At 54.3% G+C, this 18,413-nt stretch carries 16 protein-coding genes and 1 pseudogene; 10 read left to right on the top strand and 7 right to left on the bottom strand.

Going from position 1 to position 18,413, the window contains the following annotated elements; genetic code table 11:
- The first annotated feature begins 11 nt into the window (after positions 1-11).
- Entirely contained in the window at positions 12-575 is a 564-nt protein-coding gene (locus RAL90_RS15790; protein WP_306252362.1) for a hypothetical protein, read from the top strand.
- A 38-nt stretch (positions 576-613) separates the two neighbouring features.
- Here the strand turns inward: RAL90_RS15790 and RAL90_RS15785 are convergent, their stop codons facing one another.
- From RAL90_RS15785 to RAL90_RS15770, 4 genes are all read right to left on the bottom strand, one after another.
- Positions 614-1,618 carry a 2-dehydropantoate 2-reductase gene (locus RAL90_RS15785; protein WP_306252360.1) on the bottom strand — a complete coding sequence of 335 codons (1,005 nt, stop codon included), beginning with the start codon at positions 1,616-1,618 and terminating at the stop codon, positions 614-616.
- On the bottom strand, positions 1,615-2,694 hold the full coding sequence (locus RAL90_RS15780) for an alpha/beta hydrolase (RefSeq protein ID WP_306252358.1): 1,080 nt from the start codon (positions 2,692-2,694) through the stop codon (positions 1,615-1,617). Before RAL90_RS15780 ends, RAL90_RS15785 begins: the two co-directional genes overlap by 4 nt.
- Positions 2,694-2,996: a DUF1330 domain-containing protein gene (locus RAL90_RS15775; RefSeq protein ID WP_306252356.1), complete on the bottom strand. Its 303-nt coding sequence runs from the start codon at positions 2,994-2,996 to the stop codon at positions 2,694-2,696. Before RAL90_RS15775 ends, RAL90_RS15780 begins: the two co-directional genes overlap by 1 nt.
- Before the next feature lie 81 nt (positions 2,997-3,077).
- Positions 3,078-4,118 (bottom strand): FKBP-type peptidyl-prolyl cis-trans isomerase, encoded by a 1,041-nt coding sequence (locus RAL90_RS15770; RefSeq protein ID WP_306252354.1) that lies wholly within the window; start codon positions 4,116-4,118, stop codon positions 3,078-3,080.
- Between the two features lie 469 nt (positions 4,119-4,587).
- Here RAL90_RS15770 and RAL90_RS15765 point away from each other — a divergent pair, with 469 nt between their 5' ends.
- Complete coding sequence (locus RAL90_RS15765; RefSeq protein WP_306252352.1) at positions 4,588-6,510, top strand: ribonucleoside-diphosphate reductase subunit alpha; 1,923 nt, start codon at positions 4,588-4,590, stop codon at positions 6,508-6,510.
- Positions 6,511-7,061: 551 nt separating this feature from the next.
- Here the strand turns inward: RAL90_RS15765 and RAL90_RS15760 are convergent.
- Positions 7,062-8,024 (bottom strand): threonine/serine dehydratase, encoded by a 963-nt coding sequence (locus tag RAL90_RS15760; RefSeq protein WP_306252350.1) that lies wholly within the window; start codon positions 8,022-8,024, stop codon positions 7,062-7,064.
- Between RAL90_RS15760 and zapE the strand changes: the two genes are divergently transcribed.
- The 7 genes and pseudogenes from zapE (at position 8,005) to RAL90_RS15720 (ending at position 13,773) form a co-directional block, all read left to right on the top strand.
- A complete protein-coding gene (zapE, locus tag RAL90_RS15755; RefSeq protein ID WP_306252348.1) occupies positions 8,005-9,222 on the top strand; it encodes a cell division protein ZapE in 1,218 nt (405 codons plus the stop codon). The two genes, RAL90_RS15760 and zapE, sit on opposite strands and share 20 nt — an antisense overlap.
- Positions 9,222-9,944, top strand: a complete 723-nt coding sequence (locus RAL90_RS15750) for a GDSL-type esterase/lipase family protein (RefSeq protein WP_306252346.1) — start codon at positions 9,222-9,224, stop codon at positions 9,942-9,944. Before zapE ends, RAL90_RS15750 begins: the two co-directional genes overlap by 1 nt.
- A complete protein-coding gene (locus RAL90_RS15745) occupies positions 9,941-10,405 on the top strand; it encodes an acyltransferase (RefSeq protein ID WP_306252344.1) in 465 nt (154 codons plus the stop codon). Before RAL90_RS15750 ends, RAL90_RS15745 begins: the two co-directional genes overlap by 4 nt.
- A gap of 75 nt (positions 10,406-10,480) precedes the next feature.
- Positions 10,481-11,202, top strand: a pseudogene (locus RAL90_RS16390) (IS5 family transposase); the annotation flags it as partial.
- 27 nt (positions 11,203-11,229) lie between these two features.
- On the top strand, positions 11,230-11,805 hold the full coding sequence (locus RAL90_RS15730) for an acyltransferase (protein WP_306252342.1): 576 nt from the start codon (positions 11,230-11,232) through the stop codon (positions 11,803-11,805).
- A gap of 62 nt (positions 11,806-11,867) precedes the next feature.
- Positions 11,868-12,974: an alpha/beta hydrolase gene (locus RAL90_RS15725; RefSeq protein ID WP_306252340.1), complete on the top strand. Its 1,107-nt coding sequence runs from the start codon at positions 11,868-11,870 to the stop codon at positions 12,972-12,974.
- A 13-nt stretch (positions 12,975-12,987) separates the two neighbouring features.
- On the top strand, positions 12,988-13,773 hold the full coding sequence (locus RAL90_RS15720) for a DUF1295 domain-containing protein (RefSeq protein ID WP_306252338.1): 786 nt from the start codon (positions 12,988-12,990) through the stop codon (positions 13,771-13,773).
- Between the two features lie 35 nt (positions 13,774-13,808).
- On the opposite strand, the gene RAL90_RS15715 is transcribed toward RAL90_RS15720, so the two are convergent.
- Together RAL90_RS15715 and RAL90_RS15710 are read right to left on the bottom strand one after the other, a co-directional pair.
- The gene (locus RAL90_RS15715) at positions 13,809-15,827 is read right to left on the bottom strand and encodes a TonB-dependent receptor (RefSeq protein WP_306252336.1); all 2,019 of its coding nucleotides are present in this window, start codon (positions 15,825-15,827) and stop codon (positions 13,809-13,811) included.
- Positions 15,828-15,883: 56 nt separating this feature from the next.
- Positions 15,884-16,615 (bottom strand): hypothetical protein, encoded by a 732-nt coding sequence (locus RAL90_RS15710; RefSeq protein WP_306252334.1) that lies wholly within the window; start codon positions 16,613-16,615, stop codon positions 15,884-15,886.
- A gap of 153 nt (positions 16,616-16,768) precedes the next feature.
- Between RAL90_RS15710 and purH the strand changes: the two genes are divergently transcribed.
- The gene (purH, locus tag RAL90_RS15705; RefSeq protein WP_306252332.1) at positions 16,769-18,391 is read left to right on the top strand and encodes a bifunctional phosphoribosylaminoimidazolecarboxamide formyltransferase/IMP cyclohydrolase; all 1,623 of its coding nucleotides are present in this window, start codon (positions 16,769-16,771) and stop codon (positions 18,389-18,391) included.
- The last annotated feature ends 22 nt before the right edge of the window (positions 18,392-18,413 follow it).

Raw genomic sequence — 18,413 nt, 5'->3', positions numbered from 1 at the left:
GGACCTGATATATGACAATCATCACAGCCCTCTGCGAGAGCGACAAAATATGGCTCGGAGAGAACACTGCCGTCACCGTCGGGGATGCAATCCTGGTGGACGGCACCAGCAAATGGAGCGCATTTGGTGACTGGTATCTGGGCGGCGCTGGTGACAGCGTACAGATTGATATTCTCCGGCTCAACAGCGATGATCTTTCAAAACCGGATATGGATGCCCGGAAGATAGCGCAAACCATCCGCGATATTTTCAAGGAGCATGATATTGCGGCCAAGGACGAGGAAGACGCGTCCGCACGCTATGGTATTTCGTGCATCCTCGCCCATAAGAATGGCCGTGTGTTTGACCTTGACCCGTCGCTGGCGATATCACCCATACCGGAAGGCAAGCTATGGGCCAGTGGCAGCGGACGAGATTATGCGCTGGGCGCCGACGCGGCGCTGCAAGGGCTTTCCCTTTCAGCAGAAGAACGCATGAACCGCGCGACCAATGCCGCCATTGCCTGTGATGTGAACTGCCCCGGTGAGGCGAGGGTTTTCCTTTTGGGTGATGAGAGGCCAGGTCCCTCGTCTTAAGTACTTCCGGACAGACAGTCAGACGCCCGGCAGCCGTTTCAGGAAATCATCTTCAGCAAGGTTGCCCCGTCAAATGCCGGCGACTTCCCATCTGCAAAAGACTCTTTCACGATACGGATTATTTTTTCATTGACCCGCGCAGACACACCCACCTCGCGCCCAAGATCAACAATCGCTCCATTGATATAGTCAATTTCGGGAACGCGTGCGGCTTGTAAGTCCTCCCACATGGAAGAGCGGGCATTGTCATCAATCTTGTTAAAAGCAGGGGCGATACGCATCAGGATAAAATTTGGCAGGCTCAGTATGCGGGCAAAAAAAGCCGGGTCCAGGGGACCAGACTTGACCGGCTTGATTTTCGCTGCCTGCAGAACGCTCAGGCCTTCCTTGATACACATGCCCCAGACACGGCGGAAATTTACATCCAGTAATTGCTGCTTCAATGGCTGGTCAGACAGCATATTGAGGGCGTTATTCAGATTGATCAGCAGTTTCCCCCACAGCACGCCCTGAATGTTATCCGTGGCCTGCGTGGCAAGCCCGGCTGCTGCCATGTCCACAATAATCGCAGCCGTTTCTGGCAGGACTTCGACAATAAGATCTCCCGGTGTTCCTTTATGAAACCGGCCATCGCCCAGATTGACGACATTATAGGGCACCATACCACCCGCAACGGGCTGACTGGCAACACCGCTTTTCAACGTATCCGCATTACTGACGCCATTTTGCAGGCTGATGACAACAGCCTTCGCCGGCGCGTGCTCAGCGATCGCCGCTGCCGCCACTTCACTTGCCATGCTCTTGACACAGACGAGCACAACATCAGCCTCAGAAAGCATCGCCGGGTCCGTTTCAAAGCGGATATAGCCAGGCGCAACGGCGGTTTCGCTATGTTCAAAATCGCTCAGCGTGAGTCCATTTTCACGCACTGTCTGCGCAAGCCTGTCGCGGCCGATAAAAATCACTTCCCGACCGCCAGCCGCCAGCAAGCCACCAACATAGCACCCGATAGAGCCTGCACCGAATATCGCGTATGTGGTCATTGCAACGCGGCCTCTGCCCGGGCCAGCAGCGCATCAACGCCGTCAAACATCGCTGCGCGCGTTGCATCCGGCTCAGAGATCGTGCAGTGGCCCGAATTTTCAAGCTCCAGCAGGTCACAATCAGGAATATGCGCCGCACACGCTTTTTTTGATGCCTCTGCCTGAACGATGGAATCCGTATCCCCAGTGACCAGCAGCACTGGCATATCGAGCCGTTGCAGATAGCCAGGTTTGGAAATTCTTTCACCAGATTCCATCATTTCGGAAATGAATTGATTGGTGGTGCCACCAACCCGCAACTCTGGTCTTGCTGTGTACAGCGTATCTTTGATGTGAATTCTGTCGATATTGTCACCGCAATAATTCGGCTGCGACAGATCCGTCACATAGGGCTGCCAGTTTTTCTGCATCAACGCATAATCCTTGCCAAAGCCAAGTTTACGCGAGGCTTCCACGATGAACCGTGCGGCACCATAGGACAGCGGCGGGGTCTGGATGCGCATGGCTGGCACCGCCAGCAGCAAGCCGTCAATCGGCAGCTCATGGTCACCTGCGGCGCGCAAGACCACATGCCCGCCGAAACTCTCTCCTATCAGCAGCAACGGCCCCGCCGTTTGCGTCCGGACCATTTTCGTAAACCCGGCAACATCATCAGAATATATGCCAAAATCGGCAACCCAAGGCTTTTCCGGATTTTCCAGCATACGCGCCGAGCCACCCTGCCCCCGCAGATCAAAGCCGTAAACCTCATAGCCCCGGGACAACATTTCATGATGATAGTCTGCATACATCTCAAGAGTGCCAGTATATCCCGGCACGAAGATTACAGTTGCGCGAATATCTCCTTCAGGCCGCGCCCTTCCCCAACGCATCAGCTTGCCATCAGTCGCCTCAAAACTGTCCCACTGCCAGTTTTCCGGCATCGGCGTCAGATTACGGGCAAGGTAGTCCGCCGCCCGCGCCCGATACTCATCAGACGGTTGGTGCGGCGCATAAGCCCCTTCCGGCCAGAGCAGGAGCGCTCCCCAAACGGCCACAAACAGCACAGCAATACCTGTCAGCAGTTTACGCAGCATCACAAAACCCCTTCAACAAGCACAAAGGTGGAGACAGCATTTGCCTTGCGGATCACAGCTGCTGACTGATATTCTTCTGAATGATAGCAGGCGCGCGCTGTGGCGTAATCCGGAAACTCTACCACCACATGCCGCTCCTGCGCGTCGCCTTCGGGCACCTCGCACTGGCCACCACGCGCCAGGAAGCGCCCGCCAAAACGCGCTACAATGTCCGTATCCAGCGCGACATATTCCTTATAAAGATCGGCATTCATCACCGTTACATGCCCGATCCAGTATCCCTTTGCTGCATTTTCCGCCACTTTTCCGCCTCCTCATTCAAAAAAGGCGGGTGCGGAGTTGACCCCGGACCCGCCCTGATATTGTTTTCAGGCCAGCTTGCGTTACTCCGCAGCCGCTGGCTCTTTCACGTCGACCAGTTCCACATCAAAGATGAGCATCTGGTTCGGGCCGATCACCTCGCCACGCGACTGCGCGCCATAAGCCAGGTCTGATGGAATGTAGAAGCGATACTTGTCGCCTTCATTCATCAACTGCAGGCCTTCCGTCCAGCCTCGGATGACATTACCCAGCGGGAACGTCGTCGTTTCGCCGCGATCATAGGACGAATCAAACACAGTGCCGTCCTCGACCGTACCGCGATAATGCACTTCCACAGTGTCAGCCGCGGTCGGGGAGACAGTGCTGTTCCCTTTTTCCAGCACTTCATACTGCAGGCCGCTTTCCGTGACCTGAACGCTGCTCTTAGCTGCATTGGCCGCGAGGAAGGCGTCGCCGGCCTGCTTGTTAGTGTCTGCAATCGCCTTGTACTCGGCTTCCATCTTGGCAACAGTTTCCGCGTCGATCGCATCGAGCAACTGGACTTCAAATGTCAGCGCCTCATTCGGGCCGATCACACCATCCGGTGTGCCTTCGGTGCCATAGGCCAGCGCTGGCGGCAGGGTGAAGCGCGCTGCGCCGCCGACATTCATCTTCATCACCCCTTCAACGAAACCGGGTGCTTCATCCTTGAAAGATGAAAGCTGGATTGTCGTCGGCGTGCCACGGGCAAGCGATGTGTCGAACACGGTGCCATCGGCCTTGATGCCCACAAAGTGCATGACAATCACATCATCTTCAATTGGCGCACGGCCATCGCCTGCTTCAAGGGTTTCAAACTGAAGGCCGCTGGCGGTGACTTCAACGCCTTCCTTGGCTGCGTTTTCAGCGAGATAGGCCTCGCTGCGCGCCAGCAGTTCTTCCGGCGAAAGTGTCAACTGCGCATCAATGGCAGCTTCTGCTGCTTCAACAGCGGGGATCTGGCCTTCGGCCTCGGCTTCCGCGACAACCTCCTCGACGGTTGCTGCTTCTTCTTCGGCTTTGTTGCCGCAGGCAGTCAGCACCAGCGCGGACGCCCCTGCCAGTAATAGATGTCTGATCGACATGATAACGCTCCTCATCAATAACTGAATGTCGACTTGCCCCCGGCAGGCCGATTGAATTCGCGCGCACCATAAGCGGTATTCAGAATCCGCGAAACCGGGAATCGCCTAAATATCCGGTTAATGCACGACCCACTACATCTTGTGTCTGGAGAATAGCAGGAGGCAAAGTTTTCCAACCTATCCGCAGCCGAAACGATAATGAAACTGTGCGACAAAACCTTTACAAAGCGCATTTAATGCGCCCTTATTAACCCTCTGTTAGTAAAAAACTTGCCCCAAGCCAGCCACAGCATATTGACGAACACACGCCGTCAGGTAACTATATGTTGTGCCGGATAGGATGCCGGCGAAAATCAGGTCACCGCAAAGCATTGCGCCGGAAGCGTGAGGGATGTTCCCTTTCCGGAACAATGAACCTGCGCCCTGAACCCGCGAAGAAGATACGCTATATATAGAGGGAAGAGAGATCATGCCGCCACTGGATACTGCCAATATCACCGCAGAAGCCGCGATCACCACTGAAGGTGTGATCATTGATGGCGTTGCCCATCCCGTCCCCGCAGAGGCTGAAAAGCCTGCCCTGCGTGTCGTCCGCGAAGTTCAGGTAGACCGCAGCCGCGATGACCTGCTGACTGATTTTGGCAAAACCACCATGGAAGACCGCTACCTGCTGCAGGGCGAAAGTTTTCAGGACATGTTCGCCCGCGTCGCCACCACTTATGGCGATGACGCAGACCACGCCCAGCGCATCTATGACTATATCTCGAAACTCTGGTTCATGCCGGCAACGCCCGTCCTGTCGAATGGCGGGGCCAAGCGCGGCCTGCCGATCTCCTGCTTCCTCAATGGCGTGAATGACTCCCTCGACGGCATTGTCGGTACCTGGAACGAAAATGTCTGGCTTGCCTCCAATGGCGGCGGCATTGGCACATATTGGGGCGGCGTACGCTCTATCGGTGAAAAAGTGAAAGGCGCTGGCGCCACATCCGGTATCATTCCGTTCATCCGGGTGATGGACTCGCTCACACTGGCCATCAGCCAGGGCTCTTTGCGCCGTGGCTCAGCCGCCTGCTATCTTGATGTCTTCCACCCGGAGATTGAAGAATTCCTCGAAATCCGCAAACCGTCGGGCGACTTCAACCGCAAGTCCCTGAACCTGCATCACGGCCTCAACATCACGGATGAGTTCATGGAATGCGTGCGTGACGGCAAGGAATTCGGCCTGCGCTCTCCGAAGAATAACGAAATCATCCGCACCATTGATGCCCGCAAGTTGTGGCAGAAAATTCTGGAGATCCGCCTGCAGACGGGTGAGCCATATCTCATCTTCTCAGACACGGTGAACCGTCAGTTGGCCAAGCACCAGCGTGACCTGGGCCTGAAAGTTTCCACATCCAACCTCTGTTCAGAGATCATGCTGCATACCGGCACTGATCATCTGGGTAATGAGCGCACAGCCGTGTGCTGCCTGTCTTCCGTCAATGCCGTGAAATATGACGAGTGGAAAGACGAGCCGCGCTTCATCGAAGACATCATGCGCTTCCTCGACAATGTCCTGCAGGACTTCATCGACCGTGCGCCGGATGGCATGGAGAAAGCGCAATACTCCGCCATGCGCGAGCGCTCTGTCGGCCTCGGCCTCATGGGCCTGCATTCCTTCCTGCAGGATCGTGGCATCCCGTTTGAAAGTGCCATGGCAAAATCCTGGAATAATCGCCTGTTCAAGCATATCCGCATGGGCGCAGACGCCGCATCGGTCAAACTGGCGGACGAAAAAGGCGCCTGTCCGGATGCGGAAGAACGCGGTATCAAACAGCGCTTCTCGCACAAGCTGGCCATCGCCCCGACCGCTTCCATCTCGATCATCTGTGGAGGTGCATCTGCCGGCATCGAGCCGATCCCGGCCAATGTCTACACCCACAAGACCCTTTCCGGCTCCTTTACCGTCAAGAACGAAGCGCTGGAGCGCCTGCTTGACGAAAAAGGGGAGAACACGGAAGAAATCTGGTCTTCCATTCTTGAAAATGAAGGCTCCGTCCAGCATCTCGACTGCCTGACACAGGATGAGAAAGACACCTTCAAGACTGCCTTTGAACTGGACCAACGCTGGGTTGTCGAGCTTGCTGCTGACCGCGCACCTTACATCTGCCAGGGGCAGTCCGTGAACGTCTTTATTCCGGGCGACGTAGACAAATGGGACCTGCATATGCTGCACTGGACCGCATGGGAAAAAGGCGTGAAGAGCCTTTACTACTGCCGCTCAAAATCCGTTCAGCGCACATCCTATGCTGGCAGCACAGACAAGCCCGCCAATGACGATGTATCCGCCACAGACGACATGATGCAGGCAGCCGCCAAGACCGATTATGACGAGTGTCTTGCCTGTCAGTGAAGACTCTTCAAATGCAAATATAAAAAAGCCCCGGTATTTATCGGGGCTTTTTTAATTCTGCCTTTTCGCAAAATATCCCTTTTGACTTTGCGCAACCCGGTACTTCCGCATTACCGGCGATAAACTCTCTGAGCACGTCTTCCCGGATAGCCTGACGACGCATCTTTATACGGAAGGCTTCATCAACTAATCGCGAAAAAAAACTTATGGGCCTGGACTTGAGAAAAAGTCCTCGCCTTTCAATAACATAACCAAACTTATGTGCCCCCCTCTGGCATGGCCTATTATCCGTCGCAGACCTGTCCACCAGAGAGTGAGGCAGATCAGCAGACAGTCCAGTGGTTGGCTGCCTGCCGACCCAAAGTGACAATGGGCCGCGGCCTGAGGAGAGTTCAAAGATGAAAATGACGGGCTTGAGCTTCATCAACCATCACCAAAACTTGCTGAGGACTGGATGCTTTCATGTTCAGCACTTACCCGTCGTTCCAGACTTCTGGCCGAGGGAAACGCGATGTAGGGTCTATACAGCAGCGCAAAAACGGCAAAGATATTCAAAGACACTGCTTGAAAAGATCAGTATCCACATTGCCGCCCGTGGCAACGGCACAGATGGTGCGGCCCTTTATATCCAGCCTGCCGGACAGCGCACAGGCAAGCGCGATAGCACCGCCCGGCTCCAGCACCAGCTTGAATTCCTCAAACGCGGTTTTCATGGCGGCCAGCGCTTCTTCGTCGCTGGCACTCACCCCGCCCGCGCCAGAGGCGCTCAGGATCGGGAAGGTGAGCGCCCCCGGCGTTGGTTGCAGCAGGGCATCGCAGATGGACTTGCCGCCCGGCGCATTTTGCAGGGGATGGCCTGCCCGCAGGGAGCGTCCGGCATCATCAAACCCCGTCGGCTCGGCCACCCAGAGTTTTGCGGCCGGGCTCAGCGCCGCCAGGGCGACAGCGCACCCGGCAGACAGGCCACCGCCGGAAAAACAGATCACGACATCATCCAGCGTGATGCCCTGTTCTTGCGCCTGCACCGCCAGCTCAAGACCAACGGTGCCCTGCCCGGCGATAATATGCGGGTCATCAAAGGGCGGCACAATGATCGCGCCTTTTTCCCGGGCAATGCGTGTACCGATTTCCTCGCGGCTTTCGCCATAGCGGTCATACAGAACAACCTCCGCGCCATAGCTACTTGTATTGTTGATTTTCACCTGCGGCGCATCTTCTGGCATAACGATGGTCGCGGGAACATGGTGCAGCATGGCCGCCAGCGCAACGCCCTGCGCATGATTGCCGGAGGACCAGGCGACCACACCCGCCGCGCGCTCCTGCGGCGTAAGCTGACTGATCCTGTTGGTCGCACCGCGAAACTTGAACGAGCCGGTTTTCTGCAGAGACTCGGCCTTGACCAACAGTCGCCCCCCAAGCCGGGCATTCAGGCGCGGGCTCTCAAGAAGCGGTGTGCGGGTAATAAATGGCACAAGGCGCTCTGCGGCGGCGGTAATGTCTGAAAAGCTAACCATGCCGCGTGCTATAGCCGATTGCACGCATCCGGGAAATGCCCCTAAATGGGCCCGCATGGCGGGACCTGAACAGGCATATAACCAACTGGTGGCGACGGGCGGATTATACCCTGATCCGGCCCAGGCTGACGCCGTGGCCTTGCTGCAAGAATTGCATGGAAAGCTGACAAACTATCGCCCTGGCAAGCGAGGCCTTTTTGGCCGGACCGCACAAGCGCCCAAAGGCCTCTATCTCTGGGGCGGTGTCGGGCGCGGTAAAAGCCTGCTGATGGACCTGTTTTACGAAAATGCGCCCCTGAGCCCGCGTCGCCGCGTACATTTTCACGAATTCATGGCCGAAACACATGAACGCATTGCGCAATGGCGCGCCATGAGCGATTCAGTGCGCAAGCGGCAACCGCATCTGGTACGGCGCGCGCCAATAGATGACCCGCTGCCCCATGTGGCCCGCGCGGCGTTCCAGTCGGCTCACCTGTTGTGCTTTGATGAATTTCAGGTCACCGATATAGCAGATGCGATGATCCTGGGACGTTTTTTTGACTGGCTGTTCCGTTTCGGCGCTGTGGTTGTCGCAACATCGAACAGACATCCAGATGATCTCTATAAGGATGGCTTGAACAGGAACGTGTTCCTTCCTTCTATCGATCTGTTGAAGGCGCATATGCAGGTGCACGAACTGGGCGCGGCACGGGACTATCGTCTGGATCAGTTGACGGGCGCTAAAGTCTATCATCACCCACTGGGGCGAGCAGCCGACGCAGCAATGGATACCGCCTGGGAGCGGTTGACCATGGCGGCACAGGAAGAGCGCGACGAGTTGCATGTTCGCGGGCGCACGCTTCTCATTCCACGGGCAGCACGCGGCGCAGCACGGGTGAGTTTTACTGACTTATGCGCCAGTGCACTGGGCGCAGAAGATTTCCTGACGATTGCCCGCACCTATAACACCCTCTTTATGGATCATATCCCCGCCCTGTCACCAGAAAAGCGCAATGAAGCAAAACGCTTCGTCACCCTCATTGATGCCCTATACGAACACAAGACAAAGTTTGTCTGTTCGGCCGATACCTCCCCCCAGGACCTTTATCCGAAAGGCGACGGGTCATTTGAATTTGAGCGCACAATAAGCAGGTTGATGGAAATGCAGTCAGCGGAGTATCTGGGCGAAGAGCACACCCACGGCGAGGTGGCAACCTGATGAGAAAATGGCGTCAGTTCCTTCTGCCTGGCCTTGCTATATATGCGGCCTTCCTCACATTTGCAGGCGCATTTGCCATGCTCAACCCGGATATAGTGCCTGCCTTGCGCTGGCGTCTGGGGCTTTCTCCCTATGATGCAGCCTCCTATAAAAACGAGCTGCACAAATATCATACTGACAAACTCGCGTTTGCCCAACAGCCGGAGGTTATCCTTCTGGGCGACAGCCATATGCAACGTCTTGACGCAGCAAGCCTTCATCCCAACACGCTCAATCTTGGGATAGGCGGATTGCGCGCCGATGAATTGCACCAAAACCTCACAGACTACAAGCGCCTGAGGGAAGCGAAACATCTGATCGTCAGTATCGGGCTGAATGATCTTGAGAATGCGACGCGCAAGGCTTTCGACCAGAGAACCAAGGCATTGATCGAAAAAATAAACGCTTACGATACGCCATGGACACTCCTCGAAATCCTGCCCGTTGACACCAGCCAACCGCAGGATATCAGCAATGAAGAGATAGATGCCGCCAATGCAACGCTGCGCGCGCTGTGCAACGCACCATGCCGTTTCCTGCCCACCCAGGACTTTCTGTCCGACCGCAATGGTGATCTCGCAACAGACCTGCATGAAGGTGACGGACAACACCTCAACCTTGCGGGATATGCCGCCCTTATAGAACGCTTGAGAACCACGTTGTCACAAGGACAGACCAGATGACGGTCACGCCTTTACCCCCGGCGGGCAGTCGTCTGACCAATCTTGATGGCCTGCGCGGCCTGGCCGCCATGGCAGTGCTACTCTATCATTACACAAGTGTTTTTCCGCGCTTCTGGCCGGAAGCGCAACCACCTGGCTTTGTTATCGACTTTGGTGGTTTTGGGGTGCACCTTTTTTTCATAATCTCAGGATTTGTGATCCTGATGACACTGGAGCGACGCGGCGCCACCAGAGCATTCCTGAAGTCAAGGTTCATTCGCCTTTATCCGATTTTCTGGGTTTGCGTGACCTTCACATTCCTGATACTGATCTTGTTTCCTGTGCTCAGTGCTGGACCAGATTGGCTGACTTACCTCGTCAATCTGACCATGTTGCAGGATTATATCAAAGTGCAACCGGTGGACAGTGTGTATTGGAGCCTGACTTACGAACTAGGGTCTGTACCCAATTTAACTGATTGATTTGTTTGTGCAAAGCGTGATTCAGGGATTTCCGAAAGGGAGTCTTAAATGGCGCGGTTTGATTTGTCGGATGAAGAATGGGCGGTGATTGAACCGTTGTTGCCAAAGGTTAGCCGCGGCCCGAAGCGCAAAGATGATCGTACGATCCTGAACGGCATCTTTTACATTTTGCGCACAGGCGCGCCATGGCGGGACTTGCCGGAACGATATGGACCGTACACGACTGCTTACAATCGGTATAACAGGTGGGGCGAGCGCGGCGTCTGGAAGGGCATATTCGATGCGCTCGCTGAAGAATGTGAGGACAGTCTGATCTTCATAGACGCCTCGATTGTCAAAGCTCACCGCGCAGCGAGTGGCTCAAAAAGGGGGAACTGGCGGAAGATATTGGACGCTCACGGGGCGGTCGCACAAGCAAAGTTCACGTGGCCGTAGATGAAAATGGCAGGCCATTGCGCATTGAGGTCACTGGCGGCCATGTTCATGACAGCCAGGTGATGAATGTCTTCCTCGACTGGGAGATGCCGCCTCTGGCGATGGTCCTGGACAAAGCCTATGGCAGTGCGAAGATCAGGCGCGATATCGCCGATGAAGGTGCGTTGGCGGTTATTCCCGCCAAGTCCAATGCGCGCAATCCGGTCCCGCATGACACCAGCCTTTACGCCATGCGTAATATTGTCGAGCGGTTCTTCTGCAAAATGAAAGACATGAGACGGCTGGCTACACGGTTCGAGAAATCTCGAAGGAACTTCATCAACATGATATATCTCTTCGCAGCAAAATGCTGGATCAATTGAGTCCACACCCTAGGCTTTTATTTTTTCATGTTCTTTTTATTCCGGTCAAAACTGCAACGCCATGCGGAAATAGTGGCAGCAATCTGGATCATCGGGACGCTGACATTTACCTGGACCGCGCCTTTTATTCCACACCCCTTGCATTATCTGTCAATGATAAATGGCTATGGACACCTGTTCGCTGCCGGTTTGATTATTTACAAGATCACGCAAACCGGCTGGAGTCCGTTGCGCGTTATCCTGTTGCTTCTCGTCGTGGCCGCGCAATTCCCCCAGCCTTTTGCAAACTATGATGATCGCGGATTTACAGGCAGTTTTATCATAGCCTGCCATCTTGTTCTGTTCCTGCTCGCCACACTGACAACACGCCTCAGTATATTGAGCCATCCCTGGCTGGTTTTTCTGGGAGCAATTTCCTATCCGCTGTATCTGGTGCATCAGATGGTGGGATATGTTTTGCTGGCCCAGCTTCAATCAACAGGCTTTGGATGGTGGAGCTCATTCCTGATCACCACGACACTGATGATTGCGCTTTCAACTGCGCTGACTTACGGCGCCGACCTGCCGATCCGGCGCTGGCTCGGCAACAGGATACCCGGGTGAGCTTCGCCATTGCTTTATAACCTTGATCCGTCCTAGCCTCAGACAAGACGAAGGGATATTACATGGTTCTTCAACTTCCGCTGCTTTTGCCTGCTGCAGGTGCCGCAGCATGGGCTGTCACCCGGTTTCACCTTAAGGGTGAAAATTTATCAGCTTATGACGCAAACCAGCCCGTGACATTTGAGACGGACCCGGATTCAGACGGTGTCAAAGAAGTAAATGCCTATCTTCTGGAAAATTACGTCAAGCCTGCAAAGGCACGCAAAGGCTCCAGCACAGACCAGCTTAAAGCGCGGCGTGAACGGATGGATAATATCGGCCTTTCACGGAAGTTTCCAAAGGATATAACTTTTACGCCGGATGCGCTGGTGAGCGATTGTAACAAAATTACGGGTGAATGGGTACGCAGCAAAGGCAGCAACCCTGACAGGCGGCTTCTCTACATTCATGGTGGTGCCGGCACGGTTGGCAGCGCCCTCAGCCATCGCGGCATTACAAGCAATCTTGCGACACGCACCAAGGCAAGCATATTCGCTGTCAATTACAGGTTGATGCCTGAGAATCCGCGTATCGCGAGCATACAGGATGTCCGTGCGGCCTATAGATGGATTATCGACAACGGACCGGATGGTTCGGCTACGACGGAACGCCTTGCGGTTGCCGGAGATTCGGCAGGCGGCAATCTGACACTCTCACTGATCAACTGGGTACGTGACATGGGCTTGTGGCCGGCAGATGCGGTAATCGCGATTTCTCCGGCTGTGGATTCTACCTTTTCAAGTCCCAGCTTACGCAACAACTTCAAAACCGACCTGATGTTACAGACGCTGTTTGAGCGCTTTCACAAGGTTCCGCGCACGGTCTTGCTCTGGGCTTTCTGGAGCCTTTATCGGATCTCGCCCTCGGAGCCGGACATATCACCGATCTTTGCAGACCTCTCCGACCTGCCACCAACTCTGGTACATGTGAGTTCCACAGAGATGCTTTATGATGACGCCAGGCGCTATGTTGCCAAAGCGACAGCACAGGGCTCCCCTGCCCAATTACAAAGCTGGTCGCACCTGCCGCATGTCTGGCATACCTTTGACCGCATGTTGCCGGAAGCACATGACGCTTTCGATGAGATCACCAAATTCCTCAAAGCCAATAACTTTATGCGCAAAGCCTGACCGGAGCCAATCTATGCTTACCATGATTATGACCAACTTTGTCATTATGTTGATGATATTCATTTTTGTCTGGGCAATCAGTGTCGTGATAAAGAATGCGAGTATTGTTGATATATTGTGGGGGCCAGCCTGTGCAGGACCTGCGGTTTTGACGTATTTTCTGGCAGACGGGACAGAGCCCCGGGCCTTAGTCCTCACAATCCTTACGGCTTTATGGGGCGGCCGTCTTGGCCTTTACCTGGCGCGGCGCAACCTTGGGCATGGTGAAGACTTTCGATATGTTGCAATGCGCGAAAGCGTTGCCCGCAAGGATGGTAATTTTGTTATCTGGTCTTTGTATCGTGTATTCCTTTTACAATTATGTATCGCTTTCTTCGTATCCCTGCCCACGCAAGTTGGCCAGATTGGTGGACCGGAAACACTCGGGCTTCTTGCCATCACTGGCATTGTGATATTCAGTATCGGGTTGTTTTTTGAAGCTGTAGGAGACTGGCAGTTACGCCAGTTCAAGGCTGAACCGGAGAACAAGGGCAAGTTAATGACCACAGGTCTTTGGGCATGGACGCGGCACCCGAATTATTTTGGTGATGCAGCTGTCTGGACAGGATTAACCATGATCGCTCTGGAAGCCCCCTGGGGCTGGACAACAGTTCTGAGCCCGGCTCTGATGATTTTCTTTCTCTACGCCGTATCTGGCAAGGCCCTTTTGGAAAAATCCATGGTCAAAAAATATCCGGAATATGCAGATTACAAACGTCGCACTTCCGGTTTTTTTCCCTTACCCCCTAAAAAAGTATAATCCGGAAGTGCAGAAACTATCGCTGGGCTTCCATTTCAGTTGGAAAATCTTACGCCAACAGTAAGGGTGCGGCCTTCATCAGGGAAATAGCGCTCATTCCCAAAAGCAAAATCAGCACGTGTGGCATGGCGATCATCAAGCACATTTCTCACTGAAGCAAAGGCTGTGAAAAACCCTGACTGCTTCTCAAAACGCATATTGAAAATATCATGCCCAGGATATTCCCGGCTGTTAGAAGCATCCATGAAATACTCTCCCACATGGACCCATTCTGTTTGCGCAAATAGTGCAGGAGTTGGCTGCCAGTTCAACCGCACACCACCCAATGTCCGCGGCGCGCTATCCACATCATCACCACTGCGGATAGCTTCTGCGGCGTTGGCCGTACTGTTGACGGGACGATCAAACCGGTACGTGTGCTGCGCATATGTGCCACTGGCATTAACTGACAGGTTTTCTGTCAGTTGTGCCGTTACTTCTGCCTCAATACCAACATGGCGTGTTTCCCCATTGGTGACGGTGAAACCGTCTGCATCGCGGAAAAGAAAGTTCTCCTTTTCAGCAAAATAAGCAGTGACTTCACCAGAGATACTGTCACGCCAATCGCCACGCCACCCGACCTCCAGACTGCGAATTCTTTCGGGGTCTATCTCTGACACACTCTGATTCAGTTGCAATCGATACAGGTCTGTCGTCTGCGGAGGGCGTGCCCCCTCCGCATAAGATACCCAGTAAGAACCTGCACGCGAAACATGCAACAGGCTGGCTTTTGGCGAGACTGTGAGGAAATCATCAGCACGGTCTGGAGGGCGAATAAAGCGCCCAATCCTGTCTGCTGCTGTATTGGTTTGATAATCGTAGCGGGTATAATCAACCCGCGCAGCAAGCGTTAAGGTGAGGTTTTCCGTCAGTGAGCGGTTCACTTTTGCAAATGGTGAAAGGCTTGTGGCAGTGATATCGTAATCATAATGCACGCCCTGTACGAAGCTGAATATATCGGGCCGTGATTGTATTTCTGTCAAATACCCTTCGGTATATTCACCATCAACCCCCAGGGTGACATTGTCATCCCTGTACCACGCCCCTTGAAAACCGGCGCTCCAGTGACCGTTCTCCTCTATCGCCTGTGACGGCAGAAAATGCTGCAGGAATTCCATCTCGGTCCATCGGAAATAAGGCGTAATGCTCAGGCTTCCGTTTACGCCAACCCTCTGCCACTGGCTCTGGATACGCACCGCCTTGCTGTCACGATAAGCCTCGGGGTTAGGATTGAAGCGTCGCTGACGATTGTCTTTGTAAACGTCATCTCCCTGAGCAAACCCAGCTGTCTCCTGGTTCAAATTTGTCACTGTCAGGATTGTGTCATGTGACCATTCATTATTGGTACCCACACGTCGCAGAACCAGGCCCTGCTGATCCGCACCGCTTTCCGTCCGAAAGCCGATATCTTCATGCAGATACAAACCGGCAAAAAAACCTTCGCCGCGATTGCCCCTGGCAATTGTCCCTTTTAGCTTTCGGCGAAATTCGGATATGGAGATACTGGCAGTCTGGCGATTTTCATCGGGCGATGGTGTAATGATATTGATGGCACCGTGCACAGCATTGGCGCCATAAAAAGCACCCCCTGGCCCCCGCACAATCTCGACTTGTGTGGCCAGAGGCAACTGGGATTCGAATAATCCATTGACATTGGCAAACCCGGCAGATCGTAATGGCACACCGTTTTCAAGATACAGGAAAGATCCTGCGCCAGCACCTCCCGTCAGAACAGGTGAGCGTATAGCCGTAAGGTGCTCTTGCCCAGAGCCACGATGAATGAAAGTACCCGGAGCAGTGTTCAGAAGTTCCGCCGGGTGATCTGCGCTCTGTATGCGAATCTCTCTATCATTTATCCTGGTAATGCCAGAGGGCACGTCACCCAAAGCCTGCGGCCTGCGCTCACCGGTAACGACAATCTCATCAGCCGCCTCAGCCATTTCGGCAAAAGCGGTGACGTGCAGCGAAAGAACTGTCGTAACCGTCGTCAATACCGTAGCGCTGATTTTGAGCATTATTGTGTCATCCTGTGATCATTGCCACCAAACCTAGTGAAGCGAGCCAGTGAAAACTACCCTGCTGTCAGGCGCTGGCTGTAAAGTCTGTCATAGTGTGGCTGACAAGCCTCAAGCAATTTGGCGAAATCGGCTCTTGCCGGGACCGGCATGGTCGCAGGCGCGCGAAAGCCCGTAGATGTGTTCACTGACCCATACCAGTGCGATGCCCAGATGCCATCACTGTCTCGTGGCCCACTTGGCCAGTGCAGCATTTCAGAGCGGAAACATATGTCCAGTTTTTCGCAAAGTAGCGTCAGCATGGCTTGCGGGTTTGCGAGCATGTCCTGCGCATCAATGACAGGGGGTATCTCACCTGAAAGCTGCATCACCTGATCGAAAAGTTCTTCCTCTCGCTTGAGCGAAACAAGCACAGACTCGTGATCATCTGTCTTCGCCGCATAAGAGGCGAGCATCTGGGCAGGATCGCGAATCAGAAAAAAATGCCGCATTCGCTCGAACCATGCCGTGGGCACCGCATCCGTCAAATGATGCGTCATCAACTTGCAGAAAAGAACAGGTGCGTCATGCGGTGCTCCGATCTTTTCGATCACGTCATCTGCATCAGTCGGTTGCGCCTGCAGGATTTCCTGCCGCATCGGATGGGCAAGACCTGTTTTCTGAAGATAATGCGCATAAAATGGCTCGTCCATCACAATGCAGTCGGGCCTGTTCTCAAAACTGCGCATCATGGTTGTCGAGATGTTTCGCGGCCCAGACCACATGGCTATGCGTACAGGGGGCATCATGCTTCTCCATATCCATCAACACTCGGATTTACCCAGCATGACTGTCGCCTGTTATCACCGAAAATGCCACTCATACTGCAAGCTGGCAGCCCCTCTGTTCCATGCTTGAAACGGCCTGCCCGCCTGTCTATGCAGTGGCAAAAAGGAATGCCCATGACCACTTCAACTGCTGCCCAATCCCCCAATGCTACATCCGATACCATAAAACCTGTGCGTCGGGCGCTGATCTCCGTGTCAGATAAAACTGGCATAGCCGAGTTCGCCACAACACTGTCAGAGCTGGGTGTTGAACTCGTCTCGACAGGCGGCACGGCGAAGTTACTGCGCGAGCAGGGGCTGAGCGTCAGTGACGTTTCTGACCTCACCGGCTTTCCGGAAATGATGGATGGCAGAGTAAAAACGCTGCACCCTGCCATCCATGGCGGATTGTTGGCATTGCGCGATAACGACGCACATGTGAGCGCAATGAGAGAGCATAACATTGCTCCCGTCGATCTTCTTGTGGTCAATCTCTACCCTTTTGAAAAGACAGTCGCTGGCGGCGCTGACTATGAGATCGCGATCGAGAATATAGATATTGGTGGCCCGGCCATGATTCGGGCTGCCGCAAAGAACCATGCTCATGTGGGTGTTGTGACAGACCCGGAAGATTATGATTCTGTACTGACAGAATTACGCACCCATCAGGGCCTTGGGGAAAGCCTTCGCCGACGCCTTGCCGCAAATGCCTATGCGCGGACAGCCGCTTATGACAGTGCGATTTCAGGCTGGTTTGCCAGAACACTGGAGATTGACGCCCCGCGCAGGGTCAGCGTTGCAGGGGAATTGTGGCAGACTTTGCGCTATGGTGAAAACCCGCACCAGAAAGCAGCGTTTTACGCTTCCGGCGAGGCACGCCCGGGCGTTGCAACCGCACAGCAAGTGCAGGGCAAAGAGCTTTCCTATAATAATATCAACGATACAGATGCAGCCTTTGAACTGGTTGCAGAATTTGATCCTGCGACTCCAGCTGTCGCCATTATCAAACATGCAAACCCCTGTGGCGTGGCAACAGGCCTGAGTATGGTTGAGGCCTATAAACTGGCGCTGGGATGCGACCCGGTATCTGCCTTTGGCGGTATTGTTGCCCTGAATCAAAAACTGACTGCCGAGGCCGCGCAGGAAATTGCTAAGGTTTTCACAGAAGTGGTCATTGCACCGGCAGCAGACCAGGCAGCCCTGGACATTTTTGCAAAGAAGAAAAATGTCCGCATACTTCTGACTCATGGCTTGCCGGATATGACACAAGCCTATCCCGTCATGCGGGCTGTTTCCGGTGGTTTCCTCTGGCAAACCAAGGATACAGGGCGAATGACCGAAGAAGACCTGAAAGTCGTTACAAAACGCACGCCGAGCGACCATGAGTTGCGCGATATGCTGTTCGCCTTCCGCGTTGCCAAACATGTGAAGTCCAACGCCATCGTTTATGCGAAAGATGGCGCAACTGTTGGCATAGGTGCAGGCCAGATGAGCCGGCTGGATTCAAGCCGCATTGCGGCTCGTAAGTCCCAGGACGCTGCAGAGGCTGCCGGGCTTTCCGAGCCGCTGGCAAAGGGCTCGGTTGTCGCTTCTGACGCCTTTTTCCCTTTTGCAGATGGGCTGCTTGCTGCAGCTGAAGCAGGCGCGACCGCTGTTATTCAGCCCGGTGGATCAATTCGTGACGACGAGGTCATTGCTGCAGCAGACGAGGCAGGCCTCGCCATGGTATTTACCAGTATGCGCCACTTCAGGCATTAGCTATAAGAAAGAAAAAGGGAGA

The sequence above is a fragment of the Parvularcula sp. IMCC14364 genome (assembly GCF_030758415.1).
Classification (GTDB): Bacteria; Pseudomonadota; Alphaproteobacteria; order Caulobacterales; family Parvularculaceae; genus Aquisalinus.
This window is presented reverse-complemented; position numbering and strand designations above follow the sequence as displayed.

What these genes read in the sequence shown, in the direction of transcription:
- RAL90_RS15790 (WP_306252362.1), top strand. Translation starts at nt 12, where the DNA reads ATGACAATCATCACAGCCCTCTGCGAGAGCGACAAAATATGGCTCGGA.
- RAL90_RS15785 (WP_306252360.1), bottom strand. Translation starts at nt 1,618, where the DNA reads ATGACCACATACGCGATATTCGGTGCAGGCTCTATCGGGTGCTATGTT.
- RAL90_RS15780 (WP_306252358.1), bottom strand. Translation starts at nt 2,694, where the DNA reads ATGCTGCGTAAACTGCTGACAGGTATTGCTGTGCTGTTTGTGGCCGTT.
- RAL90_RS15770 (WP_306252354.1), bottom strand. Translation starts at nt 4,118, where the DNA reads ATGTCGATCAGACATCTATTACTGGCAGGGGCGTCCGCGCTGGTGCTG.
- RAL90_RS15765 (WP_306252352.1), top strand. Translation starts at nt 4,588, where the DNA reads ATGCCGCCACTGGATACTGCCAATATCACCGCAGAAGCCGCGATCACC.
- zapE (WP_306252348.1), top strand. Translation starts at nt 8,005, where the DNA reads ATGTCTGAAAAGCTAACCATGCCGCGTGCTATAGCCGATTGCACGCAT.
- RAL90_RS15760 (WP_306252350.1), bottom strand. Translation starts at nt 8,024, where the DNA reads ATGGTTAGCTTTTCAGACATTACCGCCGCCGCAGAGCGCCTTGTGCCA.
- RAL90_RS15750 (WP_306252346.1), top strand. Translation starts at nt 9,222, where the DNA reads ATGAGAAAATGGCGTCAGTTCCTTCTGCCTGGCCTTGCTATATATGCG.
- RAL90_RS15745 (WP_306252344.1), top strand. Translation starts at nt 9,941, where the DNA reads ATGACGGTCACGCCTTTACCCCCGGCGGGCAGTCGTCTGACCAATCTT.
- RAL90_RS15730 (WP_306252342.1), top strand. Translation starts at nt 11,230, where the DNA reads ATGTTCTTTTTATTCCGGTCAAAACTGCAACGCCATGCGGAAATAGTG.
- RAL90_RS15725 (WP_306252340.1), top strand. Translation starts at nt 11,868, where the DNA reads ATGGTTCTTCAACTTCCGCTGCTTTTGCCTGCTGCAGGTGCCGCAGCA.
- RAL90_RS15720 (WP_306252338.1), top strand. Translation starts at nt 12,988, where the DNA reads ATGCTTACCATGATTATGACCAACTTTGTCATTATGTTGATGATATTC.
- RAL90_RS15715 (WP_306252336.1), bottom strand. Translation starts at nt 15,827, where the DNA reads ATGCTCAAAATCAGCGCTACGGTATTGACGACGGTTACGACAGTTCTT.
- RAL90_RS15710 (WP_306252334.1), bottom strand. Translation starts at nt 16,615, where the DNA reads ATGATGCCCCCTGTACGCATAGCCATGTGGTCTGGGCCGCGAAACATC.
- purH (WP_306252332.1), top strand. Translation starts at nt 16,769, where the DNA reads ATGACCACTTCAACTGCTGCCCAATCCCCCAATGCTACATCCGATACC.